11 protein-coding genes are annotated in these 18,141 nt (G+C 69.5%); 5 read left to right on the top strand and 6 right to left on the bottom strand.

Annotated features, from left to right (window positions below; translation table 11 throughout):
- Positions 1-73 precede the first annotated feature (73 nt).
- Both Poly30_RS08470 and Poly30_RS08465 read left to right on the top strand, forming a co-directional pair.
- Positions 74-5,677, top strand: a complete 5,604-nt coding sequence (locus tag Poly30_RS08470) for an alpha-2-macroglobulin family protein (RefSeq protein ID WP_145196226.1) — start codon at positions 74-76, stop codon at positions 5,675-5,677.
- On the top strand, positions 5,674-7,491 hold the full coding sequence (locus tag Poly30_RS08465; RefSeq protein ID WP_419191127.1) for a transglycosylase domain-containing protein: 1,818 nt from the start codon (positions 5,674-5,676) through the stop codon (positions 7,489-7,491). Before Poly30_RS08470 ends, Poly30_RS08465 begins: the two co-directional genes overlap by 4 nt.
- A 12-nt stretch (positions 7,492-7,503) precedes the next feature.
- Here Poly30_RS08465 and Poly30_RS08460 read toward each other — a convergent pair whose 3' ends face one another.
- The 3 genes from Poly30_RS08460 to Poly30_RS08450 all read right to left on the bottom strand — a co-directional run bounded on the left by Poly30_RS08460 (position 7,504) and on the right by Poly30_RS08450 (position 11,442).
- A complete protein-coding gene (locus Poly30_RS08460; protein ID WP_145196223.1) occupies positions 7,504-8,811 on the bottom strand; it encodes a hypothetical protein in 1,308 nt (435 codons plus the stop codon).
- 163 nt (positions 8,812-8,974) lie between these two features.
- Positions 8,975-10,294: an LptF/LptG family permease gene (locus tag Poly30_RS08455; RefSeq protein WP_145196221.1), complete on the bottom strand. Its 1,320-nt coding sequence runs from the start codon at positions 10,292-10,294 to the stop codon at positions 8,975-8,977.
- Complete coding sequence (locus Poly30_RS08450; RefSeq protein WP_419191126.1) at positions 10,291-11,442, bottom strand: LptF/LptG family permease; 1,152 nt, start codon at positions 11,440-11,442, stop codon at positions 10,291-10,293. Before Poly30_RS08450 ends, Poly30_RS08455 begins: the two co-directional genes overlap by 4 nt.
- An 88-nt stretch (positions 11,443-11,530) precedes the next feature.
- Here Poly30_RS08450 and Poly30_RS08445 point away from each other — a divergent pair, with 88 nt between their 5' ends.
- On the top strand, positions 11,531-12,688 hold the full coding sequence (locus Poly30_RS08445) for an RIO1 family regulatory kinase/ATPase domain-containing protein (RefSeq protein ID WP_419191125.1): 1,158 nt from the start codon (positions 11,531-11,533) through the stop codon (positions 12,686-12,688).
- On the top strand, positions 12,685-13,620 hold the full coding sequence (locus Poly30_RS08440; protein WP_145196215.1) for a lysophospholipid acyltransferase family protein: 936 nt from the start codon (positions 12,685-12,687) through the stop codon (positions 13,618-13,620). The genes Poly30_RS08445 and Poly30_RS08440 overlap by 4 nt, the downstream gene beginning before the upstream one ends.
- 20 nt (positions 13,621-13,640) lie before the next feature.
- On the opposite strand, the gene Poly30_RS08435 is transcribed toward Poly30_RS08440, so the two are convergent.
- Positions 13,641-14,084: a hypothetical protein gene (locus Poly30_RS08435; RefSeq protein WP_145196213.1), complete on the bottom strand. Its 444-nt coding sequence runs from the start codon at positions 14,082-14,084 to the stop codon at positions 13,641-13,643.
- Between the two features lie 104 nt (positions 14,085-14,188).
- Here Poly30_RS08435 and Poly30_RS08430 point away from each other — a divergent pair, with 104 nt between their 5' ends.
- Positions 14,189-15,982 carry an ABC transporter ATP-binding protein gene (locus tag Poly30_RS08430; RefSeq protein ID WP_145196211.1) on the top strand — a complete coding sequence of 598 codons (1,794 nt, stop codon included), beginning with the start codon at positions 14,189-14,191 and terminating at the stop codon, positions 15,980-15,982.
- On the opposite strand, the gene Poly30_RS08425 is transcribed toward Poly30_RS08430, so the two are convergent.
- Together Poly30_RS08425 and Poly30_RS08420 are read right to left on the bottom strand one after the other, a co-directional pair.
- Complete coding sequence (locus Poly30_RS08425) at positions 15,941-16,933, bottom strand: DMT family transporter (RefSeq protein WP_145196209.1); 993 nt, start codon at positions 16,931-16,933, stop codon at positions 15,941-15,943. The two genes, Poly30_RS08430 and Poly30_RS08425, sit on opposite strands and share 42 nt — an antisense overlap.
- On the bottom strand, positions 16,930-18,132 hold the full coding sequence (locus tag Poly30_RS08420) for a rhomboid family intramembrane serine protease (RefSeq protein ID WP_145196207.1): 1,203 nt from the start codon (positions 18,130-18,132) through the stop codon (positions 16,930-16,932). The genes Poly30_RS08425 and Poly30_RS08420 overlap by 4 nt, the downstream gene beginning before the upstream one ends.
- Between the last annotated feature and the right edge of the window lie 9 nt (positions 18,133-18,141).

The raw sequence follows: 18,141 nt of genomic DNA, 5'->3' as shown, positions 1-18,141 counted from the left end.
AGGGCCAGGCGCGCCCAGGGGGGGAGCGCCATTCGTCTGCCAGCGTGGGCCTCCTCGGAGGTCCTTTCGAACCATGGGCCGCACACCCTTCCGCGCCGCACCGCGGAGCACCTTCGTCGCCGCATTCGCGGCTCTCCTCGTCCTGAATGCCGCCGGCTGGAAGCTCTACGGAGAGCGCTCGTCGACGGTCCTCGCTGCCGCCGCGACGGAAGGAGACTTCGGCACGACCGACACGATCTCTGCGTCCGGTCAGCCCTTCGTCACCCTTGCGGCCGCTCTACCGACGCGGGACGTCGGGCAGGCCGACCGCCTGATCGTCGCCCTCGGCGGGACCGCCGAGGTGGACCCGAACAGCGCCGACGACGAGCCGCTTCCGGATCTACTCGACCCACCGTTCACGGTCGAACCTTTCCTCGACGGCCGGTGGGAATGGGAGAGCAGAACGCGACTCGCGTTCCTGCTCGACGAGCCGCTCGGCGAGTGCAAGGAGGTCCGCATGCGGCCGACCGCGGCGCTGGAGAAGCTGCTCGGTCGCGCCGTGGATCCGAAATTCGAGGCGCGCTGGACCTCCGCTCCTCTGGAGATCCAGGCGGTCCATGTCATGTCGGTCGGAAAGGACACGGTGACCGCAAGGGTCACCCTCAACGCGGAACTCGACCCGTCCGAGGTGCTCGCCGCGCTGAAGCTCACGCTGCCCGGCGCCACGGAGGCCCTCGCGCTGACCCCGGTCGCGAGCCTCACCAGGAACGGCGACGGCCAGGGAAGCGGCTTCCACCACGATTTCCGCTTCCCCCGGCCGGACGGCGAGGCCACCCACCTCGAGTGGCACTTCGACCACCCGCTCTGCCACCTTGGCGAGTCGAAGGGCCTGATCTGGCGAACGCGCCGGAAGGCTCCGCCGTTGCTCGAGGTGCCCAGGCGCTTCGCGCTCCTCCGGCACGGCGAGCGAGTGTTCAGCGACAGGGACGGCGGGCGCATCGACTTCGAGTTCAGCGCGAGCCTCGAACCCACGGCCGACGCGCCCGAGATCGAGGTCCGCCCCCTCGTCCCCCACCTCTCCGTCCGCTCCTCCGGAACGCGACTGGTCGTCGAAGGAGACTTCGAGGCGGGCGCCACCTACTCGGTCACCCTGCCGGAAAACGTCCTGGCTTCGAACGGTGAGACGCTGAACGCAGCGCGCATCGTGTCGATCGAAATGCCCCGGCGTGAGCCGCAGCTCGCGATCCCCGTCTGGCGAGGCACGCTCAGCCCGGAGGGTCACCTCTCCCTGGAGCTCATGGCCACCGCCGTCGACGCCGTCCGCGTCAAGGCCACCAAGGTGCTGCCCGGCAACCTGGTCGAGCACGTCCGCGGCGAGTCGCGGCGCTACACGTCGGCCCAGGTCCTCTCGGAGACCTATCGACTGCCCGGTTCCGCAGCGGGTGGCCCCACGGAGCGCCACGCGCTGGACCTGCGAAGCCTCCTCGAACGGGACGGCGAGACGCTCGCGGGTGTCTATCACCTCGAAGTCTCGTCGACGGAGAGCCGCTGGATCAGCGACTACGCTTCGGTCCGCATCTCGGACCTCGGCACGACCGCCCGGCGCGACGCGGAGGGGCTGCATTTCTGGGTCCACTCGATCGCCACCGGCGCCGCAGTCGAGAACGCGACGATCACCGCGCTGACGGTCCAGGACCAGACCCTTGGCCGGGCCACGACGAACGGCGACGGGTACGCGTTCATCGCGTGCCCACGGACAGACTCGAGCCAGGGGGCAGGCGACGGCACCGCGCCTTTCCTCGCGGTGATCGAGACAGGCCAAGACCTGGCCTACCTGGAACTCGAGAGCTCCACCTGGGACGTGCCGCGTGAAGTCGCATGCGGCCGAACGATCCCCGGGGCAGCCGACGTCTTCGCCTACACCGAGCGCAACCTCTATCGTCCCGGCGATCGCGTGTACCTCACGGGCATCGCGCGCTCGAACGCGGGCGTCGTCCACGCTCGCCCGGTGGACGTCACGCTGACTCGCCCTGACGGCGCGGTGATGCTGGAGGAGACGGTGCTCCCGGACCCGGGCCAGGGGCTGTTCCATCTCGTCCACACCACGTCGCAGAACGCACGCACCGGCACCTGGAAGTTCGCCTTCCGCGACTCGGCCTCCGGCGAATCGATCGGTTCGATGACGTTCGGCGTCGAGGCGTTCCTCCCGGCGCGCATGGCGCTGACATCGACCTCCGAGCGCGAGACGGCCGAGGCAGCACCGTCGTCGCGGGTCGTGGCGCGCTCCCTCGCCGGAACCTCGACGGAGGGCTTCGAGGCCGAGCTGAGCACGCGCTGGTCGCCGCTGCGGTTCACCTCGACGCGCTTTCCGCTCTTCTCCTTCGAGGCCGAATCGGACGATCGCTCCGAGCGCCGTGACAGCAGCCAAGTCGCCCTCTTGGCCGACGGCTCCGCCGCGGCGGAACTGCCCGGCTTCCGCGATCTGGCGCCCGGCCTCTGGCGAGCGTCGAACACGTGGACGGTGACGGAGCCGGGAAGCCGCTCGGCCGTCGCGAACTCCGCCCTGAAGGTCGACACCGGGAAGGAACATCGCGGACTGCGCATCGACCGCGTCGCCGGACTCGGGCCGGACGCCACCGAGGCCACGAAAGGGGCCGGCACGGGCGTCGTCGGCGTGGGCGAGCCGTTCCACGTCCTCGGCCTCTGCGTGGGCGCCGACGACCTGCCGATGGCCGAGGAGGTGCTCTATCTCTCCGTCGATCGGATCGAATCGCGCTATGTGCTCGACTCGGCCGGTGGCGGGCTGCGCTGGACCCTCGAAAAGACAGTGACCGCCGTTGCCAGCCTGGCGCTGGAGCCCGATCCGTTCGGCGTGCTCCGCGCGGCTCTCACGTGCCCCGAAGCGGGCGAGTACCGGCTGACGCTACGCGGCGAGGACGCGAAGACCGCCACGATCCTGGGGTTCCACGCGGCGGAGAACCCCGACCGATTCCAGCCCACGCAGCCGAGCGAGCGCGTCACCCTGACGCCCGAGTTCCGCGCCGTGTCGCCTGGTTCCTCCGTCGGATTCCGCATCGAGAGCCCCTTCGACGGCAGCGCGCTCGTGACAGCCGAAGATGGGCGTCTGCGCTGGCAGCAGCGGATCCAGCTCGAGAACGGCCGCGGAGAGATCGAGATCCCGATGGCGGACGACGTGCGCGGCGGACTCGTCGTTTCCTGCCAGGTGACGCGCCCCTTGAATTCGAAGGCCGACACCTGGCGCCCCCACCGCGCCTACGGCTGGGCGCGGATCGAGACGCTCCACCATGACCATCAGCTCGGCGTTTCGATCGCAGCTCCCGAACGCGTGCGCCCGGGCGAAATGGCGACGGTCACCGTCGAGGCTCCGACCTCACCCCGCGCCGCCGTCCATCTCTGGGCAGTGGACGAAGGCCTGCGCCTCGCGGGCGGGCACCGAACGCCCGATCCGCTGGAGCACTTCCTGGGTGCGCGCGCGTTCCGGGGCAGCGCCACGGATACGTGGTCGACGCTGCTCCCCGACGTGGAGCTGCCCGCTTCGATCTCGCGCATCGGCGGTGACTCCGGGCTGGCCCACGAGGCTCGCCGCCGCGCCCCCGAAGCCGTCCGCGTGACCCCCGCGATCGTGTGGAACGAGGCGGTGCGGCTCGGGGACGACGGGCGAATGACCACCACGCTGCGCGTGCCGGACTTCACCGGAGAGCTGACGTGGATGGCCGTCGTCGTGGACGGGGATCGCTACGGATCCTGGCAGGAGGCGACCACGGTCGCGGGCGAGATTCCGATCGCCCTCGGCCTCCCGCGCTTCGCGGCGCCCGGGGACCAGCTGCGAGTCAAGATGGCGTTCGAGAACACCGGCGAGTCCGCGGCGAGCGTTCGACCCCGGCTCGAAGTGACCGGCGCGGGCGAGGTCATCGACGGGCCCGACGAAGGCGTGCTCACGCTGGAGCCCGGTGAACGGCACGTCGCCTGGTTCTCGATCGAGGCGACGCGCAGCGGGCGCATCGAGGGTGCGGCCTGGCTGGAAGGCCAGTTCGCGGACGGCCGCGCGGCCCATGAGCGCGTGGCGATCGATCTCCCGGTCCGCAGCGGCCGGCCGTTCGTGACGTACTCTTCCGGCGTGAGCCTCGACGCGAGTGAAGGGCGCGGGCTCTCGCTGGACCTCGCCGAGCGCCTTGGAATCAGCGCTGGCGAGCGGGGGAACTGCGAGCTGCGCGTCTCCTCGTCCGCGGGCCTTTCGCTCCACCCGGCGGGCGCCTACCTCTCCGAGTACCCCCACGGCTGCGCCGAGCAAACGGCCAGCCGCATCTTCGCGGCGCTCTCACTCCACGCGCTGCGGGCCAAGAGCGACGACGAAAGCCATGCGCGCACCGAGACGGCCGATCGGGTCACGCGCGGATTCCTGCGACTGGCATCGATGCAGGTCATGGACGGCGGCATCGGCTACTGGCCCGGAAGCCGCTCGTCCTCCGACTGGGCGACCCTCCATGTGGCCGACGTGATCGCGGCCGCCAGGGACCTCGGGTTCGAGGTGCCGGCGCGCCTGACGGAACGGCTCGCAGGGTACCTCGACGCCGAGCTACGATCCACGAAGAGCGCAGCAGAGCGCGCGCGCCTCGTGCATGCTGCGGCCGCGCTCGGGACGATGCACGCGGGCTGGATGCGAAGGCTGGAGGAGCAACAGGCGTCGCTGGGGCGCGCCGGGCGCGCGTACCTCGCGGCGGCGCTCGGCCTCGCGGGAGAGAAACGCCGAGCGCTGGCCCTGATCGAATCACGTTCCGAGGAGGCGGAGCCCGTAACGGCGGACTCCTTCGCGTACCTCGACTCGCTCGTTCGAACGGTCGCGCTGGAGCTCCGCGTCCTGCTGTCGATCGATCCCTATCACCGGGGCGTCCACGAGCGCGTGGCCCTGCTGGAGGCCGAACGATCCGGGTCGAGCGGACGCTGGCGCAACACCGTCGACAACGCCGCGGCGCTGGCGGCGCTCGCCAGGCATGCGCAGGTGTTCGACGCCGGTCAGGCGGACTGGCAGCTGGCCGCCAGGCTCTCGACTCCAGAAGGGACGAGCGGCCTCGACGTGGTCGAGGTGACCTCGGACGCGGAGTCGCTGGTCGCGATCCCCGCCGGCGTCAGCGCGCTCGACTTCGACGTCACCGGAAGCGGCCCGGTGTTCCTCCGCTTGAGCGCGACGGGCCAATGCTCGGCCAGCGCCCCGGGCGCGGACCGCGGGCTCCGCTGCAGGCGTCGCCTGTTCGACGGGCAAGGGCTCGAACTCGACTCCAGGAACGTCCGCCACGGGGACCTCGTCTTCGTCGAACTGACGCTCGCGACCGATGGCCGGAGCGACGTCAGGGACGTCGCGATGGTCGATCCGCTCCCTGGCGGCCTCGAGATCGAGACGCCGAAGCTGCTCACGGAGTTCCCGTGGCACGCAGCGAAGCAGCAGAAGGAGTCGGACTTCCGCGCGACGCCTTCGGGGAGCGAGGACCGGGTCGAGTTCCTGGACGATCGCGTCCTTCTCTACGCGACCGCCCGGACCGAGGTCCGCGCGTTCCGATACGCCGCACGCGCCGTCGCGCTGGGCAGCTTCGAGCACGGACCCGTGCAGGCAGAGGCCATGTACGCGCCCGAGGTCTCGTCCGTAGGTGGAAGCACCGGCCAGATCCACGTCACGGAATGAAAGAGAGCATCGTCCGTGCGGAGCCGTCCGGGGGATCGACGCGGCGAGGTCGGCTCCGCCGGTGGCTCGTGCGCGCCGCCGCTGGCGGCGGCCTGGCGATCGCCGCCGCATGGCTGGCGGCGCCGCTGGGCTATCGGCTGCTCGACGCACGCTATCCGCTGTCCCTCGCTTCGCTGGAGCTACCGCCGAGCGGCCACGTGAGCGCGGCGGAGGGCGGCCCCGAGTTCGCGCGCCGCGTGGCGAAGGACGAGCAGTGGCGCCGCCCAGTGCCGCTCTCGGAGATGGGTCGATGGCTGCCGCTCGCGACGATCGCGATCGAGGACGTTCGCTTCCGCGAGCACGGCGGCGTCGATGCCCGCGCCGTGGCGCGCGCGGCCGTGCGGAACGTTCGATCCCTGCGCGTGCGCGAGGGCGCCAGCACGCTCACGATGCAGCTCGTCGGCATGACTCACCGGACGCCCCGCACGCTGCGCGGCAAGGCGATCGAGGCGTTTCGTGCGCTGCAGGTGGAGGACCGCCTCTCGAAGGACGAGATCCTGGAGCGCTACCTCAACGCGGTCCCCTACGGCGCCAACGTCGTCGGCGCCGCCATGGGAGCCGAAGCCTGGTTTGGCTGCTCCGCGGCGGATCTCTCCCTGGGTGAGGCGGCGCTGCTCGCCGGACTGCCCCAGGCGCCCTCCCGGCTCCAGCCCGACCGCCATCCGGAGCGAGCGCGCGCGCGGCGCGAGGCCGTGCTCTCTGCCATGCGTAGGGCCGGGCTGATCACCGAGGACGAGGCGATCGCCGCGCGCGAGGTTCCTGTCCCCCAGCGACTCTGGCCGGGCCGCAGCGGCGCGCCGCCGCTACCGGCGACCCTGCACGCCGCGGCGTGGAGCCTCGGCGAGCGGCCGAGCGGCGGCACCACGGCGCTGCGGCCCGAACTCCAGACTCTGGCGGATCGTCTCGTCCGTGCCCATTGCGAGCGGCTGGCTCCGGGTACTGAGATCGCGCTGCTCGCGATCGACGTGGCGGGCGCCCGGGTAGTCGCGCACATCGGATCCGCGGCCCAGAACGATCCGCTGGACGGCCAGGTCGATGGCGCGCGCGCGTGGCGCAGCCCGGGCTCGACGCTGAAGCCGTTCGTCTACGCTGCGGCGATGGAGGCGGGCCTGATCGACGCCGACACGCTGCTCGACGACACGGCGCTCGACCTCGACGGATGGCGCCCGACCAACTTCGACGGAGCGTTCGGCAGCTTCGGGGGCAGGGTGACGGTCGCGGACGCGCTGCGCCGATCCCTGAACCTTCCGGCCCTGCGCGCGGGCCAGATCGCCGGCCTCGATCGCTGCCTGGGGCTCATCGAGGCCGCAGGCGTCGTGCTGCCGGAGTCGGCTCGCCGAGAATCCGGGCTCGCGCTCGTGACGGGCGGAACGCGCGTGCGGCTCGTGGACCTCGTGAACGCTTACGCCACGCTCGCGCGCGGCGGTCTCTACCGGCCCACGGGGCTCTGGGCCGACGGGAGTGACGGGACTCTGGAGGCTGTCCGCGCGATCTCCGAGACCACCTGCGAGGTACTGAACGACATCCTGAGCGATGAGCACCGCGCCCCACGAATCCACGGCGGCGGCAGCCACGTCGGCGGCGTCGGCTTCATGTGGAAGACGGGGACGAGCTCGGGCCACCGCGACGCCTGGGCCGTTGGACACAACGGCGAGTTCAGCGTTGGCGTCTGGGTCGGGCGGTTCAGCGGCGCAGGCGACCCTGCCTACGTCGGAGCCGAGGTCGCCGAGCCGATCCTGGCCGAGTTCATGGCCGCGCTGAAGTCGCTGAAGTAGGCGCCAGGGCGTCTACTTCAGCGCGCGGATCTTGTCCGCCACGTCCTTGTACTCGGGCCAGAAGAGATCGATCTGCTGGAGCAGTTCCAGCTTGGCCTCGTCGTTCGTCGCGGCCGCTGCCTCTGCGTACAGGCGCTCCGCCGATGCCACGTAGCCCTCCAGCGCATCGATGCGAGCACGGGTGTCCTTGTAGAAGTCACGGGACTCCAGGAGGCCCTTGTAGGCTTCGATCGCCTCGGGGAAGCGGAAGTCGTGCTCCAGGTCGAGGGCGCTCTGGTAGCGCTTCTCGATCCGCGCTCCGTCGATCCCGGCAATCGCCTTCTCGAAATCCGCCGTCTGGAGCTTCGTCATGGCGGCCCCCTCCTTCAGGAGCTCTTCCGCGCGGTCGATCTCGCCGCGCAGCACCTGGAACTCGGCCTCGCTCTTGAGCTCGAAGGCGCGGGCTTCTGCCTCGAGGGCTTCCACCTGCTGCTGGATCTCCTCGGACTCGGGATTCAAGAGAGCCGCCGTCTGGTACTCCTGGGCGGCCGCCGCGTAGTGCTTCTCCTTCACGAGCTTCTCCGCCGACGCGACCCGCGCGATCGACCGCTCACGGTCCACCTCGCTGATGCGGCGCTTGGCCTTCACGTTCTCCTGGTCGTACTTGAGGCCCTTGGCGAAGCTCGTGCGGGCCTCGCTCAAGCGCTGCTCCACCACACCGCGAACTCCGCTGTTGTAGTAATCGTCCGCGAGTTCCGCGCGGTACTGCTCGAGTCGCTTCAAATCCTCCAGCGACAGCCCCGCCACCGGGTGATTCGGATCGTACTCCAGGACGCGCCGGTAAGCCGCCCGGGCCGCATCGAAAGTCTCGTTCGCCAGCGCCTCGCGGGCGACACCGAACCACTTGTCGGCGAGCTTGCGACGCGTCCGCTCCTGCCAGGCCACGACCTGGCTGGTGTTCGGGTACTCCGCGCGAAGCCTCGACAGGAGGTCCAGGGCGTCGACGTCCTTTCCCTTGAGCGTCAGGTCGCGCGCGCGATCGAGCTGGGACGCCAGCGAGACGGCGCGCTGGGCCTCCAGCGCCGTCTCGTAGCGGGCGGACCGGGTGGGCGTATCCTCGATCAGATCGACGCTGGCCTCGGCGGCCTCGATGTAGGCTCGCTCGCGCGTCAGGCGCTCGATCTTGTCGATACGCTTCTGGAAGCCGCTCGGCCCTGAGGCGCAGCCCTGGAGCAGAGCGAGCGCCGCCAGCCCCGCGCCGATGGCGGCGGAGCGCTTCAGGCGCAAAGCTTTACCGCCGAGGAACTTAGGCTGAAATGGTGCGTATCGATCAGTGGTCATGGCTATCCGAATCGGAACAGGAAGTGGCCCGGGGAGGCCGAGCATACGAATCCGGGGCTGATTTCTTCCCTGTTTGGAGGGTCCTGGCGGCTTGTCGCAGCCTCCCCTTAGCAGCGATCCCGTGGCAGCGTTCCTGCGGCATCGTTCTCGCCGGGTCCACCCGTCAGCTCTTCAGGGAGTCATACAGCATCACGCCGATCGCCCCGAAGATCAGGACCGGAATCCACGCGGACAGGAGCGGCGAGAGCTGGCCCTTGATGCCGAGGGTCCGGAACACGAAGTCCGCGGCGTAGTAGAAGATGCAGAGCAACCCGCCGATCGCCATCCGCTCGGAGCCGCGGCCCCGCTCGTAGGTGAACATGAGCGGGATCCCGACGAGCAGCAGGATGACGTTCGCCAGGGGGAACGTCAGGTGGTAGTGCCAGAGCGTCTGATACGACGTATCCGCCGGATCCCGCTCCATCAAGGACTGCACTTCGGAGAAGGTCAGCTCCAGCGGCGCGTCCTTTGCGCGCTTGAAGGTCATGGCGAGTTCGGGCGTGAACTCGTAGCCGTCGAGGGTATTCACCTTGTCCTGACGGCGCAGGTTCGACTGATCCTCGGGGTCGATCCTGGTTCGGCGACCGCCCGTGAGGTTCCAGTGGCGGTCCTCGTAGACGGCCGTCTCCGCGTCGATTCGGTTGTACTTCGCCACGCCGTAGTCAGCGTCCGTGCGGAGGATGGCCACGAGACCCTCCACGCGCGGAGGGCTACCGTCCACCGGCTTGGGGTAGAAGCGGTCGAGGATCACGACGCTCCCCGACTCCTCGATCACCGCGAGGTTCTCGTACTCGGGCTCCAGGCGCTTCTCCTCCAGCACATCGCGCAGGGAGTCACGCTCCGACGCCACTCCCATGCCCACGAACTCGCGCAGGGCAAACATGCCCAGAGCGAGCATCAGCCCGGAGAAGAACACGGGGAGCAGCATGCGCCGCGCGCTCACCCCGGCGCTCAGCACCGCCGTCACCTCGCGTGCCTTCAGAAGCTTCGAGACCGTGAACATCCCGGCGATCAGCGTCACGAACGGCGCGACCTGCAGGAACAGATAGGGCAGGTTCAGGATGTAGAAGCGCAGAAGGATCGACGCCGGCACGGTCGTACCGTCGGGCCAAGGCTCCAGGTAGTTGTCCAGGTTCGACGCCATGTCGATGACCATGAAGAGCCCCGTCATGAGCAGCATCGCGGTCAGGTACGACTGGACGAAGTGGTTCAGCACGTATCGATCGAGCCGGCCCATGAAGGGCAGCCTGCGGCGGAGGATCGATGGCCTGCGCGCCTCCACGGCGCGGGCTGCCAGCTCACGAGCCGACATCTCCCGGGTCGCGGACGACTTCGGCCGACGCGGGCGGACCCAGGTCGTGGTCGCCGCGGGGTCCCGCGCAGGCTTCGGCGCCTTCGCTGCGCCGCTCGCCTCGGGGTCGCTCTCGGAACTGTCCTCGCTCATCGGCGCATCGCCTTCTTCAAGAGAATCATCGCCACGCCACCGCCAAGCACGGTGGCGGCCCATGCTCCGACGCCGGGCGGAAAGGTGCCGCCGAGGCCAATCTGCTGTCCAAGGCGCATGCTGAACACGTAGTACACGATGCCGTAGCCCGCTGCGACGGCCAGCGCACCGAGCTGAGTTCCCCTACGCATCAGGAGACCCGTCGCAGCACCGAGCCCGAGGAAGAGGTAGAAGATCGCGAACATCGACATGCGATAGTGGAGCATGAACCGGTACTCGCGCTCCTGTTTCGGATCCAATTCTCCGCTCGCGATCCTCTCCCGGACCTCGGAGGAAACGAGGTACTTCGCCCGCGTGTACGTCCGATTCTTCTTCTTGTCGATCCTCTCCCCGATGTTGACCGTGCTCTGGAACTTGTCCCGCTGCTTGAAGTCTCCTGTTTCCGGGTCGTAGACCTGGATGTCCTCCATGTCGATGAGGAGGAACTTCGCGCCTTTCCGCTCTTCGATCTGGATATCCACGAGCCTCGCGAAGACATCCCACTGCCCCTCTCCTTCATCGCCCGTCTCGGGGATCCTCAGGTAGACGCCCTCGAAGATGCCGGTTCGGGAATCCCGAAACTCCGCCATCAGCATGAAGTCGCCGATCTGGAGGCTCGTCTTCCCCGGCTGCAGGTTCTTGATCACCGAGGCCGTGGCCTCGACCATGAACTGCGTCTGGCGCTTCTTGAGCTGAGGAAGCTCGTTGGAGACCATCCAGTACGTCGCACCTCCCAGGGCCGTCGCCAGAACGAACGGCATGAAGAGCGTTTTGAGCGGGTGGATGCCCGCCATGTGAATGGCGACCCACTCGTTGTCGGCGGCGAGCCGACCGAAGACCGCCACCGTGCTGAGCATGAAGCAGAGCGGCAGCACGTACGGCGCCAGCGACTGCAGGATGAGCGGCAGGAAGCGCAGGAGAATCCCCGCGTCGACGTTCGGCAGCTTGTGAACCGTGTTGACGGCGATCCCCGGCAGCGCAATGAAGAGCAGCGCCGCGATCGCGAACACGAAGGCCACCAGCAGCTGGCGCAGGATGTAGAGATGGATCTTCAAGTCGCCGCTGGCAGCATGGAGCGTCGAGGCAGCTGGCGTCTGCAGCTGGGGCACTCCCCTCAGGATGGCCGAGCAGTGTAGCGAGGTGAGGGCCCAGGATCTCGCCCCTCATCCCTTCCCATTCCCGAGTAAAATTCGGGGGATGCCGGCCCCTCGACACGACTCCTCCGAAACGGTCTTGAAGACCGGCGTCAAGCGCACCGTCTACCTCCAAAGCGAAGGCCCCGGAGGGCCGCGCGTCACGAAGGAGTTCCATGGCCAAGGTCTCGGTGGCGTCGCATGGATCGGCGCTCCCGGCGATTGGCGTCGAGCCAGCAGCGAACGGAGCGCCCTCGCCCACGCGCGGAAGGCCGGGCTTCCCGTGCCCAGGCCCACGGCCGTCGAGCGCTCTGCCCGAGGGAGCTGGGAACTGACGATGGAAGCGATCCGAGACGCCAGGCCGCTGAGCGACGTGCTCGAGGACCTCTTCGCGCGTCCGATGGAGGCCTCTGGCGCCCTGCAGGAACCCGTTCACCGGCTGGCCGAACAGCTCGGCGCACTGCTCCTCCTCGTCGAAGCCGCAGGATTCGTTCACGCCGACCCCCATCCGGGAAATGTCCTCATGGACGCCGACGGCAAGCTCTGGATCATCGACGTGGCCCGCAGCCGCGTCGGCGCCAGCGGCGCCCGCGTCGAGGCCTCGATCGAGAAGGCGCTGAGCCGCATGCGCGAACTGACGCCGAGGACCTTTCGGCGCCGTGTGGCCCTCGCCTGGCGAGGCGTGCGAGCCGACGCGGAATGGAGTCGACGGATCGAGGCGGACGCCACGCTCTTTCGCGTCCGTGAGATGCGTGAGCGGGTGGCCGTCTGGCGGCGAGACAGCTCGGCGACCGAGGTGCGAGCCATCCATGGCGGCCCCGGCCCCGGCCCCGGCCGCGCCGTTCACGTTCGAGAGCGAGGTCCGACCGCGCCGCGGGGCTGGATGACGCGGCTGGAGTCCGGCCCCGAATCCCACATCCACGCCATCTGGGATACGCTCGTACGAACGAAGCTCCATCGATTGCCCTGCGGCGAACCCCGTTCGCTCTCCCTCACGGCTCCGTTCAGGGTCCAGTTCGATATGCCCGCGGCCACGAGCCCCCCTTCCCCGGAAGCCGTCAGGATCGTGCGTCAGCAGCTCAGAGACCGCGGACTCACCGTGGAGCCCCTTCGCGAGGGAGGCGAGCGGTTCTTCGCCGGTCCGGACGGAATCGCGCGCATCAGCCCGTTCACGAGGCTCGTCGAAGTTCGTGAAAGTCCGTCCGAGGGAGGACGACCTTGAGCCGGGACGAGCCGCTACGTCGCAGGCTTCGGGCCCGGGCTCTGCGTGCGCTCGTCGGCACGGCGGGATGGGTGCCCCGCGCTGCCCTGGGCGCGGGGCTCGTCCCCCTGAGCCGAGCCGGCTTCGCCGCGCGCTATGGCGACGTCGTGACGCAGAACGTCGCGCGCGCGCTCCCCGAGATTCGCCGGCGCGACCCGGCCCTGGCCGAGCGCCTGGGGAACCGGCGGATGTTCACGCGCCAGGTCGCCGACTTCACGGCCGAGCAAGCGGCCCACTGGATCCAGCTCGCCCGCGGCGCCGCTCCCGGATCCACGCGCGGCGGCTGGGTGGACGAGCTCGTCGAGATCGACCCCTCGATCGAGCGCCTGGACCGCGTGCTGAGCGAGGGACGCGGCGCGATCGTCATCACGGCGCACATCGGGAACTGGGAACTCCTGTGCGCCCGGCTCAGCCGCCGCGGCGCGCGCGGGGCCGTGGTCGGCCGGGTGCGAGAGCGCGACTCCAGCCACCGGTGGCTCGTCGACATGCGCCGCGCGTACGGCGTCGAAACGCTGCCGCAGGATGCGTCGGCGAGAGCGCCGCTCCGCGTGCTCCAGGAAGGCGGCGTCCTCGGCCTGCTCACCGACCTGCACGTGCGCCGGATCGACGGCGTCGACGTCCCGTTCTTCGGCATTCCTGCTCGCACGGTGACCGCGGCCGCTGGCATCGCTCGACTCCATCGAGCTCCGCTGGTGCCGATTCGCTGCGTGCGCGAGGACTCCGGAGGAAGCTACCGACTCAGCGTGGACGAACCGCTCGCGCTGGACAGAACCCTCGATCGCCAGACCGCCGCGCTCGACCTCCTGGAGCGCCAGAACCGGACGTTCGAGCGCTGGATCATGGACTCACCCGAGCAATGGGCGTGGCATCAGCGGCGCTGGAACGAGGGCTGATCGAAGCCCCGCGCAGGGCCTCACCGCTGGCTGATGAGCCAGTTCGCGGCGTTCTCCAGCGCGAGGATGAGCCCGGGCACGTAGGCCCACTGCACCGTGACGAGCGCGCCCGCGCCGAGGGGCTCGATCCCGAACTGGATGCAGGACTCGGAGACGAGGACACGCCCGTGCGGCATCGCCGCAGCCTCGCTCGCGCTCCAGACCTGGACCGCGTGGTCCCGCTCCCGGAGATCCCCGTACTGCAGCGTCTCGCGCAGGACCGCCGCGATGCGCAGGGCCACCGCAGGCGTCAGGGCGACCTGATCCAGCGGAGCGTTCAGCTCGTAGCACGCCATCTGGCCCGTCGTCGCGAAGACGAGACCGCTGTAGACGGACACGGGCGCGTCCGAGGGCGGTGCGGCCTCCTGGACCTCATGGGCCGCCGACGGGTTCGTCAGCTCGTAGGGCGGAAAATCGTTCGACATCGGTCTCCCTCAATATCGGTCCAACGCCCCCAAAACTGGAGCATCAGGAAAGCGGTGATGAGTGCCACCGCCCGGCCACTCTCCCTGGCAGTCTCTGGGCCCCCATGAGCGAAGAGTCTCCTCCCCCACCCTCCACGGAGGAAGCCACGGTTTCCTTCGGCCGCCTCTACGGCCTCGCGCGCCCCCACCTCACGCTGATCCTGACGGCGACCGGGCTGATGCTGGTCATGAGCCTCATCGGTCTCGCCGTGCCGAAGCTCGCGGGCGACGTCGTCGACACTGCGCTGGAGTCGGCCACGCGCTCCGAACTCCGCTCGGTCGTGGCCTTCCTCATCGGGCTCTTCGCCCTGATGGGCTTCCTCGGCTTCATCGAGTTCTATCTGCTCGGTCTCGCGGGCGCCCGGCTGCTGCGCGATCTGCGCCGGAGCCTCTTCGAAAGACTGGTAGGCCTCTCGCCCGGCTTCTTCGACCAGCGCCGCGTGGGCGAGCTGCTCTCCCGCCTCGGATCGGACCTCACCGTCGTCCAGGCCTCGATCACCGAGCAAATTCCCTCCGGCATCCAGGCGCTCCTGCGCTTCGTCGGCACGCTCATCGTCCTGTTCGTCCTGCAGACGCGCCTGACCCTCGTCGCGCTCTTGATCGTACCGCCCGTCGTGATCATCGCTCTGGTCGTCGGGATCCGACTGGAGAAGCTCTCGAAGAAGGAGCGCGACGCGACCGCCGACACGTCATCACTGGCCGAGGAGTCGCTCGCGGGTATTCGCACCGTGCAAGCTTCGGGCGCCGAGCCGCGGACCCTCCAGCGCTACGGCGATCGCCTCGCCGACCTGCTCGGCGTCCAGGTCCGCAACGCCCGGCTCCAGTCGGCGTTCGCGGGCGTCATGACGTTCGCAGGCTTCACGTCGTTCGCGCTGGTGCTCGGCTACGGAGGCGAGCTGATGCTGGACAAGAAGCTGACCGCGGGCGAGCTGACGTCCTTCCTGCTCTACACGTTCTCGATCGCGATGACGGTCGGCCAGCTAGGCAGCCTCTACGCGGGCTACAAGCGGCTGAAGGGCGCCAGCGCGAGGCTCTTCGAGCTCCTCGACACGAAGTCGAGCGTCGTCGACCCCGAGGGCGCCGAGCCGTTCACTGCGACGAGCGGCGCGATCTCCATCGACTCCGTCGTCTTCGAATACGAAGAGGGGGCGCGGGCGCTCGACGGCGTCAGCATCGAGGTCGAACCGGGTTCGATGATCGCGCTCGTCGGGCCCAGCGGTTCGGGTAAGAGCACGCTCCTCTCGCTACTGCTGCGCTTCTACGACCCCACGAGCGGTGAGGTCCGCGTCGACGGACGCGAGCTTCGCACGATCCGCATCGAGGACCTGCGCCGGGCGATGGGCCTCGTGCCCCAGGAGGTCTTCCTCTTCAGCGGCACGGTCGCCGACAACCTGCGACTCGGCCGACCCGACGCGTCGGACTCCGAGGTCGAAGACGCCCTGAAGGCGGCCGGAGCCCTCGACTTCGTGCGCGCGCTCGCCGAGGGCATCGAGACCGAGGTCGGCGAGCGCGGCATGCGCCTCTCAGGGGGTCAGCGCCAGCGCCTCGCCATCGCGCGCGCGTTCCTGGAAGACCCGACGATCCTGCTCCTCGACGAGGCGACGAGTTCCCTCGATCCGGACTCGGAGGCGCTCGTGCAGGAGGCGCTTCAGCGGCTCTTCGACGGCAGGACGACGATCGTCATCGCCCACCGACTGGCGACCGCGAGGCGAGCCGACCGGATCTACGTGCTCGACGGTGGCGCGGTCACCGCCTCGGGCACCCACTCCGAGCTCATCGAAGCGTCCGAGCTGTACCGGCGCTACTGGACGCTGCAGTCACTCGGAGCGCTCGAGGGTGAGAGCGGCGCCAGCGAGTAGCAGGAGCGCGCCGCCGATCTCCAGGGGCGTCACGCCCTGGTGAAGCACGAACCAGGCGAGCAGCGCCGCGCCGATCGGCTCCAGGAGGATCACCATCGAAACGACGTGAACCGGCACGGCGCGCGCGGCCCAGTTCATGAGGCCGTGACCGATCAGACCCGGGCCGAGGCCGAGCCAGAAAATCGCGAGGACCTCGCGCCAGCCCGCGTCCACGTGCCAGAAGGCCTGCCCGCCGAAGAGAAGCACGCCGACGCCCAGACTCAGCGCGGCGAAGCCGTTCACGAGCGCGAGGAGCTTCGGAAGCGGGACCTGGCGCCCGATGCTTCGATTGACCGTCAGGTACGCCGCGGAACAGGCCGCCGCAAGAACGGCGAGCGCATCCCCGATCAGCGTGACGCCCACCGCCTCGGCGCTCGTCATCAGGTGCGTGCCGAAGAGCGCGACGGCCACGCCCGCAGGCAGGCGCCAGGTCGCGCGGTCGCCCAGGAAGCGGCCGAAGATCCCCGCGAAGAGCGGCTGAACGCCCACGAGCACGGCCGCATGGGGCACCGAGGTCAGGGTGAGGCTCCCGATCCAGAGCCCGAAATGCAGCCCCAGGAGAAGTCCGGAGAGGGCGATCTTCCCCCACGGCCAGGCGGACGGAGCCAGCGCGGCCGCGCGGGCCGGCGTCGAGGCGCCGGGTGCCGGGCGCCTGAGGGAGAGACTCCACCAGACGAGGCCAGAGATGGCGACGCGCATGGCCGCGATGGAGATCGGCGGCACGGGCGCCGCGAGCACGATCACGACGGCGGAGCTGGAGACGGCCAGCCAGCTCGTACCCAGCCCGAAGGTCAGCCGGGCCAGGCTCGGGCCCGGACTGGAACCCGGACTGGAACCCGGACTGGAACCCGAGCCGGCCTCGGCCGTGCGGTCGCCAGCCACGACGCCTGCGGCATCACGCTGCGTGCTCAAGCGGAGCCTTGCGCGTCGATCTGCGCGATCCCGGCGCGGGCGATCCGGGCGGGCTCGCCGCTCGGCTCGAGGTCGATGGCGTCGAGGAAGTGCTGGTACGCGGCCGTGGGCCGGTCGAGATCCTCCAGCTGCACGAGGCCCGCACCGATGTGGGCCCAGGCGGCCTGGGGTCCCTTCGGCACGAGCTTGAGGACCCGCCGGAACACCGTGAGCGCTGCGGTCGGATGGCCGTTCTCGGCGAGCCAGCGCCCGAGCACCAGCGCGTCCGCAGGCACAGGCTCCGGACCGGCGCCTTCGGTGCTCGTGAAGTACACCTTCGCTGCGTCCGCCATCTGGCCCTGCCGGATCAGCTGGGAGATGGCCACCGAGGCATTCTCGGTCGGCCTCGCAGCGGACCTGGGTCGACCGGGGAAGCCCGGTCCAGGATGGACAGGCGTCTCGCGGTACTCGCGCGGGGTCGAGGTCAGCTCCCTTCGATCGATGAGCCACGCCGCGCCGAGGCCCGCGATGAACCCGCCGATGTGCGCGCCATGGGCCACGCCGCCGCCGCTCGCGAAGAGCGCCGGGAACAGATTGTCGACCACGAGGTACACCCCGAGCACGATGCGCGCGGGGATCGTGACGACGTCCACGAAGAACGGGAACAGCACCAGGAAGACCCGGACGGTGTTGCGCGGAAAGAAGAGGAAGTAGAACCCGAGCACGCCCGAGATCGCGCCCGACGCTCCCACGAGAGGAACGTTCGAATCCATCTCGAACGCCGAGTAGAAGAGCGTCGCGGCGACGCCTGTCAGGAGGTACGCGATGAGGTAGCGGACTTTGCCGAGCCGATGCTCGACGTTGTCCCCGTAGATCCAGAGGAACAGCATGTTCCCGGCGAGGTGCATGAGCCCCCCGTGCAGGAACAGCGACGTGAACATCGTCTGGATCGATCCATGGGCCGGGCGGTAGCCCCACTCGTAGATGAGGATGTCGTAGGCGCTGACCCCCGCCAGCGCCTCCGCCGGGTGCAGGTTCCTGCCGACGTGCTCGCTCAGGAAGCGCACGTACTCCTGGACCGCCGGATCCAGCACGTCGGGGACGACGGCCGAGGTCGGCAGCGTCACCGCCAGATAGACCAGGACGTTGAGGCCGATCAGCAGGTAGTTGATCAGCGGCACCCCGCCGGGATTGGGGGCATCTCGGAGAGGCAGGAACAAGGCGGCTCG

This window comes from Saltatorellus ferox, assembly GCA_007751475.1.
In the GTDB taxonomy this organism is placed as follows: Bacteria; Planctomycetota; UBA1135; order UBA1135.
The sequence above is the reverse complement of the archived record's forward strand: the minus strand, read 5'-3'. Positions and strand labels throughout refer to the sequence as shown.